Origin of the sequence: Streptomyces sp. NPDC002044, assembly GCF_040296725.1 — a bacterium.
Taxonomy (GTDB): domain Bacteria; phylum Actinomycetota; class Actinomycetes; order Streptomycetales; family Streptomycetaceae; genus Streptomyces; species Streptomyces antarcticus.
This window is the reverse complement of sequence record NZ_JBEOXU010000064.1, coordinates 1-17503: the sequence shown is the minus strand read 5'-3', so window position 1 is coordinate 17503 and position 17503 is coordinate 1. Positions and strand designations below refer to the sequence as shown.

General features: G+C 73.8%; 17 protein-coding genes. 7 read left to right on the top strand and 10 right to left on the bottom strand.

The genetic code is table 11. From position 1 onward, the window contains the following. Window positions 1-63 precede the first annotated feature (63 nt). Together ABT106_RS17670 and ABT106_RS17665 are read left to right on the top strand one after the other, a co-directional pair. On the top strand, window positions 64-1152 hold the full coding sequence (locus ABT106_RS17670; RefSeq protein ID WP_351278000.1) for an S-(hydroxymethyl)mycothiol dehydrogenase: 1089 nt from the start codon (window positions 64-66) through the stop codon (window positions 1150-1152). 164 nt (window positions 1153-1316) lie between these two features. After that, on the top strand, window positions 1317-2627 hold the full coding sequence (locus ABT106_RS17665) for an alpha/beta fold hydrolase (protein ID WP_351277997.1): 1311 nt from the start codon (window positions 1317-1319) through the stop codon (window positions 2625-2627). Between the two features lie 55 nt (window positions 2628-2682). Here the strand turns inward: ABT106_RS17665 and ABT106_RS17660 are convergent, their stop codons facing one another. Further along, the gene (locus ABT106_RS17660; RefSeq protein WP_351277994.1) at window positions 2683-3435 is read right to left on the bottom strand and encodes a YqjF family protein; all 753 of its coding nucleotides are present in this window, start codon (window positions 3433-3435) and stop codon (window positions 2683-2685) included. Between the two features lie 183 nt (window positions 3436-3618). On the opposite strand from ABT106_RS17660, the gene ABT106_RS17655 reads away from it, so the two are divergent. Continuing rightward, complete coding sequence (locus ABT106_RS17655) at window positions 3619-5622, top strand: hypothetical protein (RefSeq protein ID WP_351277991.1); 2004 nt, start codon at window positions 3619-3621, stop codon at window positions 5620-5622. A 3-nt stretch (window positions 5623-5625) separates the two neighbouring features. Next, a complete protein-coding gene (locus ABT106_RS17650; protein ID WP_351277988.1) occupies window positions 5626-7104 on the top strand; it encodes a type 1 periplasmic-binding domain-containing protein in 1479 nt (492 codons plus the stop codon). Window positions 7105-7139: 35 nt separating this feature from the next. Here ABT106_RS17650 and ABT106_RS17645 read toward each other — a convergent pair whose 3' ends face one another. The 5 genes from ABT106_RS17645 to ABT106_RS17625 all read right to left on the bottom strand — a co-directional run bounded on the left by ABT106_RS17645 (window position 7140) and on the right by ABT106_RS17625 (window position 10918). Next, window positions 7140-7499 carry a PRC-barrel domain-containing protein gene (locus ABT106_RS17645; RefSeq protein WP_351277986.1) on the bottom strand — a complete coding sequence of 120 codons (360 nt, stop codon included), beginning with the start codon at window positions 7497-7499 and terminating at the stop codon, window positions 7140-7142. A 130-nt stretch (window positions 7500-7629) separates the two neighbouring features. After that, complete coding sequence (locus tag ABT106_RS17640) at window positions 7630-8022, bottom strand: VOC family protein (RefSeq protein ID WP_351277983.1); 393 nt, start codon at window positions 8020-8022, stop codon at window positions 7630-7632. Next, window positions 8019-8321 (bottom strand): ArsR/SmtB family transcription factor, encoded by a 303-nt coding sequence (locus ABT106_RS17635; protein ID WP_351277980.1) that lies wholly within the window; start codon window positions 8319-8321, stop codon window positions 8019-8021. Before ABT106_RS17635 ends, ABT106_RS17640 begins: the two co-directional genes overlap by 4 nt. A 32-nt stretch (window positions 8322-8353) precedes the next feature. After that, the gene (locus tag ABT106_RS17630; RefSeq protein ID WP_351277977.1) at window positions 8354-9856 is read right to left on the bottom strand and encodes a PepSY-associated TM helix domain-containing protein; all 1503 of its coding nucleotides are present in this window, start codon (window positions 9854-9856) and stop codon (window positions 8354-8356) included. A gap of 315 nt (window positions 9857-10171) precedes the next feature. Then, complete coding sequence (locus tag ABT106_RS17625; protein WP_351277974.1) at window positions 10172-10918, bottom strand: hypothetical protein; 747 nt, start codon at window positions 10916-10918, stop codon at window positions 10172-10174. A gap of 386 nt (window positions 10919-11304) precedes the next feature. On the opposite strand from ABT106_RS17625, the gene ABT106_RS17620 reads away from it, so the two are divergent. Further along, window positions 11305-11832, top strand: coding sequence for an NUDIX hydrolase family protein (locus tag ABT106_RS17620; protein ID WP_351278045.1), 528 nt, complete (start codon window positions 11305-11307; stop codon window positions 11830-11832). 88 nt (window positions 11833-11920) lie between these two features. Here ABT106_RS17620 and ABT106_RS17615 read toward each other — a convergent pair whose 3' ends face one another. The 4 genes from ABT106_RS17615 to ABT106_RS17600 all read right to left on the bottom strand — a co-directional run bounded on the left by ABT106_RS17615 (window position 11921) and on the right by ABT106_RS17600 (window position 16269). Beyond that, window positions 11921-12487 (bottom strand): DJ-1/PfpI family protein, encoded by a 567-nt coding sequence (locus tag ABT106_RS17615; protein ID WP_351277971.1) that lies wholly within the window; start codon window positions 12485-12487, stop codon window positions 11921-11923. A gap of 426 nt (window positions 12488-12913) precedes the next feature. Beyond that, entirely contained in the window at window positions 12914-14086 is a 1173-nt protein-coding gene (locus ABT106_RS17610) for an RNA polymerase sigma factor (RefSeq protein WP_351278042.1), read from the bottom strand. 8 nt (window positions 14087-14094) lie between these two features. Then, window positions 14095-14502 (bottom strand): YciI family protein, encoded by a 408-nt coding sequence (locus ABT106_RS17605; protein ID WP_351277968.1) that lies wholly within the window; start codon window positions 14500-14502, stop codon window positions 14095-14097. Window positions 14503-14643: 141 nt separating this feature from the next. Further along, window positions 14644-16269, bottom strand: coding sequence for an alpha/beta hydrolase (locus ABT106_RS17600; RefSeq protein WP_351277966.1), 1626 nt, complete (start codon window positions 16267-16269; stop codon window positions 14644-14646). A 153-nt stretch (window positions 16270-16422) separates the two neighbouring features. On the opposite strand from ABT106_RS17600, the gene ABT106_RS17595 reads away from it, so the two are divergent. Beyond that, window positions 16423-16605 carry a hypothetical protein gene (locus tag ABT106_RS17595; protein ID WP_351277963.1) on the top strand — a complete coding sequence of 61 codons (183 nt, stop codon included), beginning with the start codon at window positions 16423-16425 and terminating at the stop codon, window positions 16603-16605. 145 nt (window positions 16606-16750) lie between these two features. Further along, the coding region (locus ABT106_RS17590) for a hypothetical protein (RefSeq protein ID WP_351277961.1) at window positions 16751-17503 on the top strand (753 nt) is incomplete at its 3' end.

The following is a 17503-nucleotide window of genomic DNA, read 5'->3' as shown; positions in this document are numbered from 1 at the left end:
GCTCCCACCCGGTGGGGCGTCCGTGTACGTTCGGACGGCAGCCGAATGAGAGTGGGGTAGCACGTGACGCACCGCGTACGAGGGGTCATCGCCCGGAGCAAGGGCGCACCGGTGGAGACGACGACGATCCTCGTCCCCGACCCGGGACCCGGCGAGGCGCTGGTCAAGGTCCAGGCCTGCGGGGTCTGCCACACCGACCTGCACTACCGGGAAGGCGGAATCAACGACGAGTTCCCCTTCCTCCTCGGCCACGAGGCCGCGGGCGTGGTCGAGTCGGTGGGCCCGGACGTCACCTCCGTGGCGCCCGGGGACTTCGTCGTCCTCAACTGGCGTGCGGTGTGCGGGACCTGCCGCGCCTGCCGGCGCGGACGGCCCTGGTACTGCTTCGCCACGCACAACGCGACCCAGCCGATGACGCTGGAGGACGGCACCCCGCTGTCCCCGGCGCTCGGCATCGGCTCCTTCGCCGAGAAGACCCTGGTCGCGGCCGGCCAGTGCACCAAGGTGGACCCGGCCGCCTCGCCCGCGGCCGCCGGACTCCTGGGCTGCGGCGTGATGGCCGGCCTCGGCGCCGCCCTGAACACCGGAGGCGTCGGGCGGGGCGATTCCGTCGCCGTCATCGGCTGCGGGGGAGTGGGCAACGCCGCCGTGGCCGGAGCCCGCCTCGCCGGCGCCTCCACGATCATCGCGGTGGACCTGGACGACCGGAAGCTGGAGTGGGCCCGCGGGCTGGGCGCCACGCACACCGTCAACGGCGGCAGCGAGGACGTGGTCAAGGCCATCCAGGCGCTGACCGACGGGAACGGCGCCGACGTGGTCATCGACGCGGTCGGCCGTCCGGAGACCTACCGGCAGGCGTTCTACGCCCGCGACCTGGCCGGGACCGTGGTCCTGGTCGGCGTGCCGACGCCGGAGATGAAGCTCGAACTGCCGCTCCTGGACGTCTTCGGCCGGGGCGGCGCGCTGAAGTCCTCCTGGTACGGGGACTGCCTGCCCGAGCGCGACTTCCCGGTGCTCGTCGACCTCTACCTCCAGGGCCGCCTGGACCTGGACGCCTTCGTGTCCGAGACGATCCCGCTCGACGGGGTCGAGGCCGCCTTCGCCCGGATGGAGCGCGGCGAGGTGCTCCGGTCGGTGGTCGAGTTCCCGTAAGGCCCGGCCGCCCGCCGGACCCCGTACCGGGACCGGCCCCCGTACTAGACTCGGCCGGACCGGGGGTCCGGCGGTCCGCGGGTCGGCCGGACCGCCACCCCCGTGCCCCCGCCGCGATCCGGCCGGGGCGCGGGGCCTCGCACCTCGTACCCCAGGGGCCGTCCGTGACCGCAGAGCACACCTACCGCCAGCCCGGAACGGTCCTCACCGACCACCGGTTCACCGTCCCCCTGGACCACGCGCACCCGGACGGCGAGCGCATCGGGCTCTACGGCCGCGAGGTCGTCGCCGCGGGCAAGGACCCGCAGAGCCTGCCGTGGCTGCTGTACCTGGAGGGCGGCCCCGGCTTCGGCGCACGGCGGTTCATCGGCCGGCAGGCCTGGCTGGACCGGGCCCTGACCGAGTTCCGCGTCCTGCTCCTCGACCAGCGCGGGACCGGCCGCTCCACCCCGGTCAACCGGCAGACCCTGCCGCTGCGCGGCGGACCGGCCCAACAGGCCGACCACCTCGCCCACTTCCGGTCCGACTCCATCGTCCGCGACGCCGAGGCCATTCGGCCCGGCCTGACCGGCGGTGCGCCCTGGACCGTCCTGGGACAGAGCTTCGGCGGCTTCTGCGCCACCCACTACCTCGGGCACGCGCCCGAGGGACTGGCCGCGGTCCTGATCACCGGCGGACTGCCGTCGCTGACCGCCACCGCCGAAGAGGTGTACGAGGCCGCGTACCCCCGGATGGAACGCAAGACCGCCGCGCACTACGCCCGTTACCCCATGGACGTGGAGCGCGCCCGCCGGATCGCCGCCCACCTCGCCGTCCGCCCGGCCGAACTCCCGGGCGGCCACCGGCTGACGCCCGCGGCCTTCCAGTCCCTCGGCATCCTCCTCGGCTCCGGCGACGGCGGCCACCAGCTGCACTACCTCCTCGAGGACGCGTTCGTCCCCACCCCCGGCGGCCCGGAGCTCTCCGACGCCTTCCTGGAGGGTGTTCACGCCCTCCTGTCCTTCGCCGGGCACCCCCTGTACGCGCTGATCCACGAGTCGATCTACGCCCAGGACCCGGCCGTGCCCACCGGCTGGGCGGCCGACCGGGTGCGCGCCCGCCACCCGCGCTTCGACGCCGGCACGACCCTCGCGGGCACGGAACCCCTGCTGTTCACCGCGGAGAACGTCCACCCCTGGCACTTCACGACCGACCCGGCCCTGGTCCCGCTGCGCGAGACCGCCGAGCTGCTGGCCGCCCGTACGGGCTGGACGCCCCTGTACGACCCCGCGCGGCTCGCCGCCAACGAGGTTCCGGTGGCCGCCGCCGTCTACCACGACGACCTGTACGTCGACACCGCGCACTCCCTGGAGACGGCCCGCGCGATCCGGGGGCTGCGGACCTGGGTGACGGACGAGTTCGAGCACGACGGCGTCCGCGCGGGCGGCTCCCGCGTCCTGGACCGGCTGCTGGCCCTCGTACGCGACGAGGTCTGAGGGGGCCCGCCCCGCGGAGGTCCCGTCGGCGCGGGTCCCGCCCCGCACGCTCCCCTCAGCGCGGGGCCAGCCGGAGGGGGCGGCCGAAGCGGACCGGGACCCCCGCGGAGTACAGGACGCTGGCCGGGGCGCCGACCGGGGCGGACAGCCCCGCCGCGGCGACCAGGTCTTCCGTGCACTCCAGCAGCTCCGCACGCCGCAGCGGCCAGCGCGGATGGGTGTTCGGCAGGTACAGCGGGCCGGTGTGGAAGTCGTTGTGCAGGGCCCAGCGGGCCGTGACGAAGTGCTCCAGCGCGGTCGGCTCGCCGACCGGCGGTCCCACGCGGACGGCGATGCGCGAGCCCGCGCCGCGCGGGCCCGGCCACCTGCGCCGCCCCGTGTACGTGAGGACGTCACCCTCGCGCACGACGGACATCCGCGCCCACCGGTAGGGAAGCCGGAAGCCCGCACGGGCGATGACCACCGGTAGGAGCCGCGAGGCGTCCAGGGACCGGAACACGACGCCCCGACGCCCCCGGGCGTCCACCGAGTACAGCCGTACGTTCGTCTCCGGGAAGGAACCGAAGTACGGGACGCCCGGCAGCCCCAGCCAGCCCACGCGGTGCATCCGGAAGGCGATGAGGCCGACGTAGGAGACCCCGTCGAGGGTGTCGGGGACGGTCCCGGCGGGCAGCAGGGGCGCCACCTCGGCCGGGTCGACCGCCCAGTGCAGGAACGCCAGGTCGAGCCAGGACTGCGTCAGCAGGGGGCGCGCCAGGGAGAAGGGCGGCTCGGCGCTCACGGGTTCCGTCGGCTGGGGATGCGGCACCCCGCCATTGTCCCAGCCCGCCGCCCGCCCCGCCGGACTCGCCGGGAATCCGGGGCCGCTTCCGCCGCCCCGGCGAGGGACGGCCACCACCGCACCGAATCCGGGAGACCCGGGCCTATGGCAGAGATCGCGAACAGATGACACGCTCGTCTCCTCGAATGCGCGAGCCTGGGGGGCGGACACGTGACGGAGCCGGGTATCGGCATGGGCCTGCGGGGCCGCAGCGGCATCCTCACCCTCGTCGACGCCTGCCTGAAGCAGACCCCGGCGGCCGAGCGTCCCCTCACGATGCTGCTCGGACCACCCGGCAGCGGCGCCAGCGAGGCGCACAGCGCCCTCATGGAGCACTTCGGGCCGCAGTACCCCTTCGCCTTCGTCAACTTCGGCGGCTCCCAGTCCCTCCTGCCCCGCTACGCCCTCGGCCTCCTCGCCCGCCAGCTCGAACGCAAACTGCCCCGCTACGGACGCTCCCGCTTCCCGCTGCTCAGCCTCGGCCTGCTCGCCTCCGACCAGGAGCTGCGGATGCGCAGCCTCGCCGAGGGCCGGCGCGCCGTCCAGCGGCAGCTCGACGAGTTCCAGCAGGACAACGAGGCCCGCCACGGCGACTACCTCGCCGCCTTCTTCGAAGTCGGGATGGGCGCGGTCGGCATGCCCGAAGGCGCCTCCACCGCCGCCCTCGCCCTCTTCCAGGACGCCCTGCGCCGGGGCCGGCGCAGCATGCCGGGCCTGCTCCGCGGCCGGCTCACCACCGGCGCCCACTGGTACGGGGCGCACCCCATGATCCGCAGCGGGGATCCCATGGAGGCGCTGGTCGAGCTCAACCTGTGGCGCCACGAGGGGGACGGGAACGCGCAGGAGCGCCTCGACCTCGTGCTGTTCTCGGCGTTCCTGGAAGACCTCCGGCGCAACACCGCCCGCAACTTCATGCCCCGCTCCTACCTGCTCCTCCTCGACAACTCCCACACCGAGTACGGCCGCCGCTTCCTGGACCTGCTCGTGCGCGCCCGGCACGACGAGACGGTCGTCGCCGGGCACGCGAGCGACCCGCTGACCGTCGTCGCCAGTTCCAACCGCTGGCTGCCCCGCTGGGGCCCCGCCACCGGGGACTCCTGGCCCTGGCAGCTCCGCGGCCCCGACCGGGCCTCCCTGACCGACTGGAACACCCACCGGCCCACCCGGGACAGCGAGGACACCTGGTGGTACCCCTTACGCCTGCGCGACCTCAACCTCGACGAGGTCCGCATCCGCATCGAGCTCCAGCTCGGCGGACACGGTGACCTCGCCCCGCTGACCCGCCTCACCCCCTTCGTGCACCGCCTCACCGGCGGACTGCCGCGCGCCGTCCACCAGGTCCTGGAGACGCTGCGCCAGTCCGGGCCGCCGCCGGACTCGGGACCCCGGCAGGACCGCTGGCTGCGCGGCCTCCCGGACCGGCCGCTGAGCATCGGCGAGACCACCGGCACCCTCGCGGACACCGCCCTCGGCCACCTCCTGCGCGACTTCGACGAAACCGGGCGCGCCGCCCTCGCCGAATGCGCCGCCGCCCGGGACTTCTCCGTCGGCACGCGCCTCCTCAGCCCCGGCGACGCCCTGTTCGGCGAAGTCCGCTCCCGCTGGCTGCTGTCCGGACCGACGGCCGTCGTCCCCGTACTCCACCCCTGGCTGCGCCGGCTGCTGCTGTGGCGGCTCGCCCGGCGCCCCGACGCGTGGGACACCGCGCACGAACTCCTCGCCGAGTACTACCGGGACGAGGGACGCCCCGTCCAGGAGATGTACCACGAGCTGGCCCTCGGGCGGACCGACGCGGTCACCGCCCATCTGACCCGGCGCTTCACCACCGTGCCGGCCCTGCAGTGGATCGCGGAGTTCCACGCGGTCACCGCCGCCCCCAACCGCCTCCCCGCCGACGGCGGCCCGCTGGACCTCCTCGCCGGGCTCGGCCCGCGCACCACCGGGCGTTCCGGCGGTCGCGTCATGGACGTGGAAGCCGTCATCCACACGCTGGTGACCACCCGATGGGTGTGGAGCGATCCGCTCGCCGACCCCGCCATGCGACTCAACGACATGATCGCCGACGGCTTCACCCAGCTGTCCCAACTGCGGAGGAACGACATCGTGGCCCTCTTCAACGAGGCGGAGCGACACCGCCACTGGCGCGATCCGCAGACCGCCGGAGGGGAGGGCTGAGCCGTGGTCAGACTCGAATGGCCGCTGCACGTGGTACGCCGCGTCGTCCTCGCCCTCGCCGCCGCCGCCGTGCTCGCCACGGCGCTCTGGCTGGGCGCCGGCTGGATCCAGGAGCGGCGCTCCACCTGCGCCGAGGGAGTCGTCGAACGCGGCGAACGGGACGAATGCGTCGGAGTGACCGACGGCTCCTACGCGTTCGCCCCGCACCTCGAAGAGGTCGGGAAGAAGATCCGGGAGGAGAACGCCCGCGTCCTGGCCGGCGCCGACGAGGAGCCCTACGTCAGCGTCGCCTACCTCACCTCCTTCACCACCACCGCCGAGGACAGCAACTCCGCGGAAGGCGTCCGGCACGAACTCCAGGGCGCCTACCTCGCCCAGTACCGCCACAACCGCGGCGACCTGTCGGCCACGCCGAAGATCCGCCTGCTCATCGCGAACCCGGGCAGCCGGTCGGTCCACTGGCGGCACACCGTCGACGAGCTGATCGCCCGCAAGGACTCCCCGGACCGGCTCGTCGCGGTGGCCGGCCTCGGCCCCAGTACGGACGAGAACCTCGCGGCCATACGGCGGCTCTCCGAACACGGCATCGCCATGGTCGGAGCCACCATGACGGCCACCGACATCCAGAACATCAACGGCTTCGTCCGGGTCGCCCCCACCAACGTGGACGAGGCGTACGCGGCCGCCGGCTACCTGAAGCGGCGCGGCGTCGCCAGCGCCCTCGTCATCCAGGACGTGGCCAAGGGCAATCTGTACGCCTCCACGCTCGGCACCGCCTTCACCGAGGCCTTCCACGACGGCGGCGCACACAGACTGGTGGCCGAGCGGATGACCTACGACTCCTCCGTCGGCAGCGCCTGGCAGAACGAACTCCGCTACATGTCGGGCCAGTTGTGCCTGCAACGCCCACAGGTCGTCTACTTCGCGGGCCGCGGCCGCCACCTCACCCATTTTCTGGACTCGCTGGCCAACCGCAGCTGCACCGAACAGAAGTTCACCGTCTTCGCCGGGGACGACACCACGAACCTGACCGCCGAACAGCTCGCCCACGCCGCCGACACCGGGGTCGAAGTCCTCTACACGGGCCTCTCCCACCCGGACATGTACCGGGCGTCCCCGCAGTCGGTGTCCGCCCCCTCGGCGAAGAACTTCCAGCAAGGCGGCCTGCTCGACCAGTGGTTCCCGCACGACGCCCGCCACGACGGCGGCGCGCTGATGGGCCACGACGCCGTCCTCACGGCCGCCCACGGCATCCAGATGGCCGCACGATGGCAGGGCAAGGTCGCCGGCGACGCCGTGGCCCGGATGTTCCACCAGATGGACGGCAGCCAGCAGGTGGCGGGAGCCAGCGGGTTCATCTCCTTCCAGAACAACGGCAACCCCCGCAACAAGGCGGTACCGGTCCTGCGGCTCAACGCGGCGGGCCAGGCCGAGTTCGTCGAGGTGTCGGCGGCGCAGGGCAAGCCCCCCGAACAGCAGTGACACGGCGCGTCGGCCGCCGATCGCGCGGGTGCCGCTCAGGCGGTCGGGCCGCCGGGGCCGTAGTGGGTGCTGAGGCCGTGGTGGTAGGCGGGATCGCCGAGGTGCCGCTGCCGGTCGAACTCGGGGGCGTTCTCGATCTGCACCCGCGACAGGCCCACGTAGATCCGCTGCTCGTCCAGCTCGATGCGGGTGATGGTCCCGGCCGGGATCAGTACCTCCTTGCCGAAGATCCAGACTCCGGTGTCGACCACCAGGTAGGAGGAGTCGAGTTCGGCCGAGTGCTTGTCGACCTTGCCGACGGTGCCGTCGGTCGCTTCGACCGGCCAGCCGGCCAGGTCCACGCCCTCGACGAACTCCGGGGCCTGTCGGTGGTTCCACATGTCGCGACGGGTCATGCAGCCCGCGTGCCCCCGGCCCGCCGTCCCAATCCCGCGCCCCGGTGGTCGCCCCGGTGGTCGCCCCGGACGCGCCCGTGCGGACGACGGACCGGCCGCCGCGCGGGGGGAGGCCCCCGCGCCGGACCGCCTACCGCGGCTGGGTGGCGATCTGGATCAGGTTGCCGCACGTGTCGTCGAAGACGGCGGTGGTGATGACGCCCATGTCCAGGGGTTCCTGGGTGAAGCGGACGCCGAGGGCGCGCAGGCGGGCGTACTCGGCGTGCACGTCGTCGACGGCGAACTGGGCGAGCGGGATGCCGTCCTTGGCGAGCGCGTCGCGGTAGGGCCTGACGGCCGGGTGACCGGCGGGCTCCAGGAGGAGCTGGGTGCCGCCGGGCTCGTCGGGCGAGACGACGGTCAGCCACCGGTCCTTCTCGCCCACCGGGACGTCGTACTTCTTCACGAAGCCGAGGATCTCGGTGTAGAAGCGCAGTGCCTCGGCCTGGTCGTCGACGAAGACGCTGGTCAGATGGATCTTCACGGGGTGCTTTCCTCCGGTCCGGATGGGTCGGGCACGGGCCATCGCTCGGCGATCTGCCGCAGCGGGGCCGTGTTCAGGTCGTGGAACTTGCAGCGGCCCTCCCTCCTGCTCTCGACCAGCCCGGCGGCCTCCAGCACGGCGAGGTGCTGGGAGACCGCCTGGCGCGAGATGCCGAGCCGGTGCTTCATGCTCAGGCGCCCGCAGATCTCGAACAGTGTCTGTCCGGACCTTTCCGTGAGCTCGTCGAGGATGGTGCGGCGGGTGGGGTCGGCCAGTGCTTTGAAGAGGTCGTCGGCCACGTCCTCACGATAGGCAACCACACACTTGCCTATCAAGTCGAGGTGCGCCGCGCCCGGACCCCGCGGACGAGCCCGACGGCTCCGTCGAGCAGCAGGAAGGCGAGCAGCGTCACCCCCAGCACCGGCAGCGCCCAGCCCAGCGCCGTCACGGCCGGAAGACCGACCGCGAGAGCCGGCAGGGGCAGGGCGCGCCAGGCACCGCGGGCCGGTGCCCTGCCCATCGCGGCCCTGCGGTCCCCGCGGGTGGGGCGGCGCTGCCACCACATGCGGTACCCCCACAGGGTCACCAGGATCAGGCCGAGCGCGACGACGGCCAGGGCGATCTGGTTGGCGACGCCGAAGAGCACGCCCATGTGGCCCTGGACGCCGAGCTTGCTGAGCTTGGCCGCCAGTGGGTGGTCCGCCCACCGGGTGTGGGAGACGACCTCGCCCTTCCCGGCGGCCTCGCCCTCGCCGGCGGCCTCGCCGACGCCGGTCCCCGCGCCCGTGCCGGTGTCCACGGCGACCCGGTCGTAGTGGACCGGCCAGACGTTGTCGTTCTGCGCCACGACCCACGCGCTGGACGCGTCGGCGGGGGGCGTCACCTCGACGGTGCCGCCCAGACCCGCCGCCCGCGCCGCGGCCAGCGCCGAGTCGAAGGCGGCCGGATCGGCGTCGGCGGCCTTCGGGGTACCGCCGTGGCCCGCGTGCTCCCCGCCTTCCGCCCCGGCCGGCGGCTCGGCGCCGGGCAGCAGGGTGTCGAGTTCCGGCGCGCGCCCCTGGACCGCGTCCAGCAGCCGACCGAAGCGCTCGCCGGCGTAGTGGGACCAGGTCAGCCCGGTGGCGCTGAGGAAGAACAGGCCGAGCGCGAGCCACACGCCCGTCGCCGCGTGGAAGCCGCGGGTGCGGCGGACGCCCCTGGCGCCCCGGTCGGGCAGCAGGACGCCGCGGGCCGAGCCGGCGCGCTGCCCGCGACCGCGGCCGAGCCAGAGCACCAGGCCGCCCGCCACGACCACTCCGAGCCAGCTCGCGGCGACCTCGGAGTAGAGGCGGCCGGTCTCGCCCAGGTGCAGGTTCCGGTGCAGGTCGTCGAGCCAGGTGGTCAGCGGAGTCGATCCGTACCAGGTGGTCAGCTCGCCCCGCACCCGCGCGGTGTACGGGTCGACGAAGACCGTGCGCTGTCGCTCGCCCAACTCGGGTACGGACAGCACCACACGGGTGGTGTGCCCCGGCTCCGCGGGTGTCGTGACGGAGGCGAGGGTGCCCTCCGGGTGCGCCGACCGCGCCGCGGTGATCTGCTCCGCCAGCGGCCGGGTCTGCCCGCCGGTCCGCTCGACGCGCAGCTGTTCGCCGTACACGAGCTGGTCGAGCTGAGGGGTGAAGGTGTAGACCAGCCCGGTGAGGGCCGCGACGAGCAGGAACGGGGCGACGAACACCCCGGCGTAGAAGTGCAGTCGGAGCACCAGGGCGCGCGCGGACCGCCACGAGCGGCCCGCGGGCTCCTCCCGTGTCGTCCGGTCCTGCCCCCGTGTGTCGTGACCGATGGCCGAAGACATGTGTTCCCCCATCAGTACGCGCGCTCAGTCGGGCGCGTACGGCGAAGCCGGTAGGTGGTGTGTGCCGGGCGCGGGCGTGGTAACCGCGCGCCGCGCCCGGCACACCGGCCGGAGAACGTGCGGGTCATCCGGTACTTCCGCTCCGACATGGCTCCTCCTCCTGGCACGCACGGATGAGGGACCGCCTGCCGGCTTCTGGTCACCTCCGTCATGTAGTCGGACCGCGACTGCATCTGGTTTCCGCCACTTTCCGTACACGCCGAAAGGCCCGGCCCGTTCCACCCTGGGCCGGGCCCGCCGTCGCGGGGCGCGGCGCTACTTCTTCTCGCAGGTGAAGGTCACCTGAGCGCTCCGCGCGCTCATCTTCTGGTCCGGCAGGTGCAGGGTGACGAAGGTGCTCACCGTCGAGGTGTTCGCCTGGCCCGGCACCGCCACCACGTGCAGCACGGCGCGGCTGCCGGTCCCGGCGGCGAAGTCGACCGAGCCCGGGGAGACCGGGTCGGAGCTGGAGGCGAACGTCCAGTAGTAGCGGACCTTCCCCGGCCCGGTGGCCGTGATCTTGCCGTCGAACTCGGCCGTGGTCCCCTTGGAGCAGTCGATGACGGACCCGGGCGGAGTCAGGACCACCACCTCGGCCTTGGTGACCTTCGCGCTCCCCTTGCCGCCTCCCGGCTTCTGCGGGGGAGTCTTGGCGCACGTGACGCGCTTGCCCTGCTGGGCCCCGCCGGACGGGTAGCCGACGACGCTGTACGCGCCGTGGGGCAGGCCCTGGCGGTCCAGTTCGCCCTTGCCGTTCACCGTGGCCCGGAAGGACGTCCTGGGCCCGTCGACCCGCACCGCCTGGTTCGCGGGGAAACCGACGAGGTGCAGCTTGTACCGCACGTCCGCGCCCGGTTTGCCGCCGCTGCCCGGCAGCAGCTCGCAGGAGGGTGCCGAGGGTGCGGCGGCCGGGCCCGCCGTGCGGCCCTGGGCCGCGAGGGCGGGGGTGAGGGCGACCGAGGAGGCGAGGAGCGGGGCCGCGAGAAGCAAGAGGCACCGACGCCGGTTCGTCTGCCGGATCATCGTGCTGCCCTTCGTGAGGAGAACCCCGAGGCAACACCCAGGATATCGGCCGGTACGCCCACCGGGCAGCCCGGACCCGTGCGGCCGCCCGGCCCGGCCCGGCCGGTGCCGCGCGGTGCGACCCTGTGTGCCCGGGGGGATACTGGGACGGGGCGTGCCCGGGAGCGCCGGGGGACCCGGCGCCGCCCGCCGTCGGCACGGTCGTGACCAACGCCCCGGTCCGCTCGTTCAAGATGGCCCGGGACCGACGCCCGGCCCTTCCCGGTCAGGCCCTGTCCGGGAACCGCGGTGAAGGGCGGGGTCCGCGCCCCCACTTGGCGTGTGCGAACTCTTCCCGGGATCCTGCGCCCGCCGCACCCGGAAAGTATGATCAAGCAATGTCTGACATGACCGAAACCACGCCCGGTTGGCTGACCAGCGACGAGCTGGAACTGGCCAGGGCCCGGATGCCGATCCTGTACGTGGAGGCCGTGCCCGTACGTGTGGACACCAGCGGCGAAGTCACCAGCATCGGGCTGCTGTTGCGCATCGGCCCGGACGGGACGGTCAGCCGGACCCTGGTGTCCGGCCGCGTCCTGCACCACGAGCGGGTCCGGGACGCGCTGCTGCGCCACCTGGAGAAGGACCTCGGCCCGATGGCCCTGCCCCACGTCCCCGCCTCACTCCAGCCCTTCACCGTCGCCGAGTACTTCCCCACGGTGGGGGTCACCTCCTACCACGACCCCCGCCAGCACGCGGTGTCCCTCGCCTACATCGTGCCGGTGACCGGTGACTGCCGGCCGCGTCAGGACGCGCTGGACCTGGTCTGGCTGAGTCCGCAGGAGGCGGCCTCGATCTCCGTTCAGAACGAGATGCCCGGTGGGCACGGGGTGTTGCTGAAGCAGGCACTCGCCTACGCGGGACACACCTACTGACACTGAGCGGCGGCCCCGGACCCGGGACCCCGGGGCCCGGGGCCGCCGTGGCGCCCGCGCCCGCTCCGAGCGGGCCGGTCAGGTCAGGTCAGGTCAAGGGTGCCTTGGCGCGCAGGACGGTCAGGAACTCCCGCATCCAGCTCGGGTGGTCCGGCCAGGCCCTGGCCGAGACCAGCGTGCCGTCGACCACGGTCTCCGAGTCCTCGAACGCCGCTCCGGCCGCCTTCATGTCCGGCTCCAGCGCCGGGTAGGCCGTCACCCGGCGGCCGGCCAGGCCGCCCGCCGCGGCCGTGATCAGCGGGCCGTGGCAGATCTGGGCGACCGGCTTGTCCGCCTCGGCGAAGGCGGCCAGGATCCGCCGTACCTCCGGGTCGTTGCGCAGGTATTCCGGAGCCCTCCCGCCCGGGACGACCACGGCCTCGTAGTCCTCGGTGACCACGTCGGCGAAGGCCAGGTCGGCCGGCCAGGTGTAGCCCGGCTTCTCGGTGTACGTGTCGAAGCCGTCCTCGAAGTCGTGGACCACGAACCGCAGCTTCTTGACGGACGGCGCCGCGATGTGGACCTCGTACCCCTCCTCGCGCAGGCGCTGGTACGGATACAGGACTTCCAGCGACTCGGCCGCGTCACCGGTCACGATGAGGATCTTCACTGCCATGGGCTGCTCCAGGAAGGACGGATCACGAACGGTCGGCCCCGCCGGGGCCACCCCCTACCCTCCCCGGGGGGCGCGCACCGCACACCCCCGGTGGTCCCCGTTCGGTTTCGGGAGCCGGGAACAAAGAGGTTTCGTTCACCGTTCATCTACACGTGGGCGCGGGAAGGGACGATGTCCCCGGGCCTGACCAACGCCTGCGGGGAAGATCGTTCGGCTGAAGCCCCGCAGAGCCCTTCGCCGCGAGGCGACCGCCCTTCCCGTACCCGCCTTCGAACGCCCCGGCCGGCTGTCCCCCCTGCCGGCCGGGGCCGCCCCGGCCGGCCCTTCCCCCCCCGGTCGGTCGGGGCCCTTTCGCATCCCGGGCCCCGCTCCTGACCTCCCCGAAGACGGCACCGCCGGGTCGGGGCCGGGCGGGTGACGGACCCGTCAGCGCATCCTGCGGGCGTTGAGCCGGGCGGCCTGGCGCGTCAGGTGGTCGCGCTCGGCGAGGTTGGGCGCCTTCCGGGCCGCCTCGGCGTACAGCCGGGCCGCGAGCGCCAGATCGCCGTCGCGCTCGTGCAGGTACGCCGCCACCGCGGCGTGGCGGGGCACCGGGTGCCCCGTACCCGCGGAGCCCGAGAGGGACTCCTCCAGAGCCGCGAGCGCCGCCAGGCCCGCGCGCGGTCCGTCGGCCTCGCCGACGGCCACCGCGCGGTTGAGCCGGACGACCGGGCTGCCGGTCAGGCGTACGAGTTCGTCGTACCACCCGACGATCTGCACCCAGTCGGTCTCGTCGGCGCTCCGCGCGTCGGCGTGGAGCGCCGCGATGGCGGCCTGCGCCTGGAACTCGCCCAGCCGGTCGCGGGCGAGGGCCGCCTGGAGAACGGCGACACCCTCGGAGATCGCCCCGGTGTCCCACCGGCCGCGGTCCTGTTCGGCGAGCGGCACCAGGCTGCCGTCGGACGCCGTCCGGGCGGCGCGCCGGGCATGGTGGAGCAGCATGAGGGCGAGCAGCCCCGCCGCCTCGGGGTGGTCGACCGCGGCCGCGAGCTGCCGGGCGAGCCGGATCGCCTCGGCCGCGAGGTCGACGTCGCCGGAATAGCCCTCGTTGAAGACCAGGTAGAGGACGCGCAACACGGTGGCGACGTCGCCGGGCCGGTCGAAGCGCACGGCGGACACGGTGCGCTTGGCCCGGCTGATGCGCTGCGCCATGGTTGCCTCGGGCACCAGGTAAGCCTGGGCGATCTGGCGGGTGGTGAGCCCGCCGACGGCGCGCAGCGTGAGCGCGACCGCGGACGACGGGGTCAGCGACGGGTGGGCGCACAGGAAGTACAGCAGGAGCGTGTCGTCGACCGCGGGCCCGGGCCCGGGCGCCGGCTCCTCGGCGACGTCCTCACGCCGGCGGCGGGCGGCGTCCGCCCGGGTCGCGTCGAGGAACCGTCTCCAGGCCGCGGTGACCAGCCAGCCCTTCGGGTCCCGGGGCGGGTCGGCCGGCCAGGCGCGGACCGCCGCGACCAGTGCGTCCTGCACGGCGTCCTCGGCGGCCGCGAAGTCGGCTCCGCGGCGGACGAGGATCCCGATCACGCTCGGCGTGAGGCTCCGGAGCAGGACCTCGTCCACCTCGGAGGTCACTCGGTGACCGTGGGCGGGGCGGTGAGGAACGGGCGCAGTTCGAGCCACTCGTGGATCGGCTTCCCGCCCGCCCCGGGAGCGGCCGACAGTTCCCCGGCCAGCTCGACGGCACGCTCGTGGCTGTCGACGTCGATCACCATCCAGCCGGCGATGAGGTCCTTGGTCTCGGCGAACGGTCCGTCGGTGACCGGCGGGCGGCCCTCGCCGTCGTACCGGACGAACGACCCCTCGGGGGCGAGCGCGGAGGCGCCGACGAACTCGCCGGTCCCCTCGAGCCGGGCCGCGAAGTCGTTCATGTACCGGATGTGGTCCGAGATCTCCTGCGGCGTCCACTGGTCCATGGGCACGTCGTTGACCGGAGCCGGGGCGCCGCGGTAGTGCTTGAGCAGCAGGTACTTGGCCATGGTGCATCTCCTCGGTGCTGGTACGACCATTGTGGCCGCGTTCGCAGCGGGGACGGAGCGGGCCACGGGTTCTCGACATCCGCGTCGGAACTCTTTTCCCGGAGGCCCGGCAGGCCCCGGAGGCCCGGCAGCCCCCGGGGCTCAGTGCGGGGCGGGGATCACGTCGCGCGTCTCGTCGACCCCGACGGCCGCGGTGGTGCTGCGGCCGAGCGCGCCCGGGGGTGCCTCGTCGGCGCAGACGGTGCCCCGCGCGGGCAGCGCCAGGGTGGCGAGGTAGGCCGTGGCCAGGGCGCTGACGCAGGCGCTCCGGTTGTAGGCCGTGTGTCCTTCGCCGTCGAAGGTCAGCAGCCGCCCGTTGTCCAGCGTCCCGGCCAGCGCCACGCTGTCCTGGTACGGGGTGTCCGGGTCTCCGGTCGTGCCGAGGACCAGGATCGGGGCGGAACCGGCCGCCCGGTAGGAGCCCTCGAAGCGGCTCGGGCGCTCCGCGGGCCACTGGGAGCAGGTGGGCGCGTGGTTGTGGTCGTACGTGGGCGGCCCGAGGCCGATGGGCGGCCCCAGCAGCGCAGACGCGGCGGCCTGGGCACCGATCAGCGCCCGCAGGAGCAGGGGACTGGTCGGGTAGACCCGGTCGGCGCACTCGACGGCCGTGTTGACGTTGAGGAAGTCGAAGGACGCGGGGGAGGGCGGGGACAGCAGGAAGGAACCCTGGCGCGCCTGGGCCGCCCGCAGGGCCTCTCCCAGGTAGGGCCATACCTCCTTGCCCGAGTTGATGTTGAACATGAGGCGGTAGGCGAGGGTGTAGCCGGTGGCCGGGCGTCCGCTCGCGGTGATGACGGGATCGGCGTCCAGCGCCCGCTTGAGCCGCTCGAAGGCCTGCCGGGGCCGGCCCTCGCCGAATCCGCAGGCGGCGGCGTTCTGCGCGCACCAGTCCAGGAACCGGCCGACCGCCGCGTCCAGCGCGGCGAACTGCCCGGCGTCGTACGCGTACGGCACGTCGGCGTAGCGCCGCGGATCGTAGCCCCCGTCCAGGACCATGGCCCGGACGCGCCGGGGGAACTGTGCGGCGTAGACGGTGCCGACGTAGCTGCCGAAGGAACGGCCGTAGAAGGACACCGTCTCCTCGCCGAGGGCCTGGCGCAGCAGGTCGATGTCCCTGGCGTTCGAGGCGGTGCCGATGAACGGCAGCAGGTCCCCGGACCGCCGCTGACAGGCGCCGGCGAAGTCGAGGCCCTGCCGAACGGCGCGCTGCGCACCGCCCGGGCCCGGAACGCCGCGTGCGGTGTCGACGGCCGCGGCGTACTCCGCGTCGTCCCAGCACTCCACCTGTCCGCTGCGGCCGACGCCGCGCATGTCGTACCCGACCACGTCGAAGGCGTCGCGCAGGGAGGCGGGGAGCGCGCCGTAGCTGTTGCGGGCGAAGTCCACGCCGGAGTTGCCGGGCCCGCCGGGGTGCAGCAGCAGGACGCCGGTGCGGTGGTCCCGGTCGGCGGCGAGCCGCCGGGTGACGGCGAGCGCGATCGTGGGCCCGGTGGGCCTGCGGTAGTCCAGCGGCACCCGGGCGGTCGCGCAAGCGAAGCCGTCCCCCGGGCCGTCGCAGGGGACCCAGGACAGTACGGGAACGGGAGGGTCGGCGGGAGCCGCCCCGGGAGCCGCCCCGGGAGCCGCCCCGGGTGGCGCGGCGCCGAGGAGCGCGGTGACGACGATCAGGACGAGGGCGATCCCCCATGCCGCTCGCGTGCGGGGGGCATCGGCCAAACGCGTCTGCATGCGGCGGTCCTCCGTCATGAGGGGTACGGGGCGGACGTCAACGTAGCCCCCTGCCGCCGCCCGTGTCGGCCCACCAGGAGTTGATTCCGGCCTACCCCCAGGGTTGTATGTCCCGCCGGTCGCCCGCTCGCAATGCGCTGTTCGGAGATGTACATGGCACTCGGCATCGTCGTCCTCTTCATGATTCCCGTCCTCATCGTCCTCGCCGTGTGCGTCGCCATCGCGTACTTCAGACCGAAGGAATCCCGCACCGGCTGTCTCCTCACGTCGGGCGGTCTCTTCCTCGTGTGCGCCCTCACGCTGGTCCTGTTCCTCGTCGACCGGAACACGGTGTGAGGCACGGGCGCGTGTCTCCCGCCCGGTGAAGGCCGCGGCTGCGCCGACGGTCCGGTCGGTCCTGTGGGAGTGCCCCCGGCAGTACCCTGCCGACGGGATCACCGGCGGCCCGTCGGGCGTTGGACCGTCGAAGGGAGCGATCACGTTGCACACACCGCACGACCCGAGCGAAGAGAAGGGGCCGATGGGCGCGGCCGACCAGGGACGGCAGTGGCCGGACGAGGCCAGTGTCGACAACGCGAGGACGACGCTGCTGCAGCTCCTCGCGCGGGCCGGGGTGCCCGCCGACGACGCGCGGGCTCTGATCGGGCTCGTCGAGGCCGGCACCCTGGCCCTCGCGTACGAGGAACTGGGCGCCGACGGCCGCAGCGCGCCGGGCGACAAGGGCGAGGCGTACGAGTCGGGCTGGCTCGACGGCGCCGCCGGCCTCCTGGACGAGCTCGGCGCCGTCGCCGAACGGACCCTGGCACGGGTCGTGGGGGAGGACGGGCCGCCGGACCCGGCCGGGGAGCGGCCGCGGCCCCGGCGCATGGAGGTGGAGCGGGCGCAGGTGGCGGTCACCCCGCTGTACCTGTCGTTCACCGCGGCCTCGGAACTGGACCCGGAGGTGACCGGTGAGGTCCTCACCGCCGTCCTCGCCACGATGAGCCCCCGGCAGCGGGCCGGGTACCCCGGGCGGCTGACACGGTTCGCCGCGGCCCACCGGGCCCGGCTGGAGCGGCTGTTCGCGGCGTACGGGCCGGGCAGCGCCATCACCGTCCACGGCCGGTACTCGCTCGTCCACTCGGTCACGAGCATCGCCGTGCTGGAGCGGCTCGTCGCCGCCCCGCGGGGGCTGCGGAGCTCAACCGCGCCGGCCTCTACCTGGACTGCCACGAGACCTTCGCGGAGAACTTCG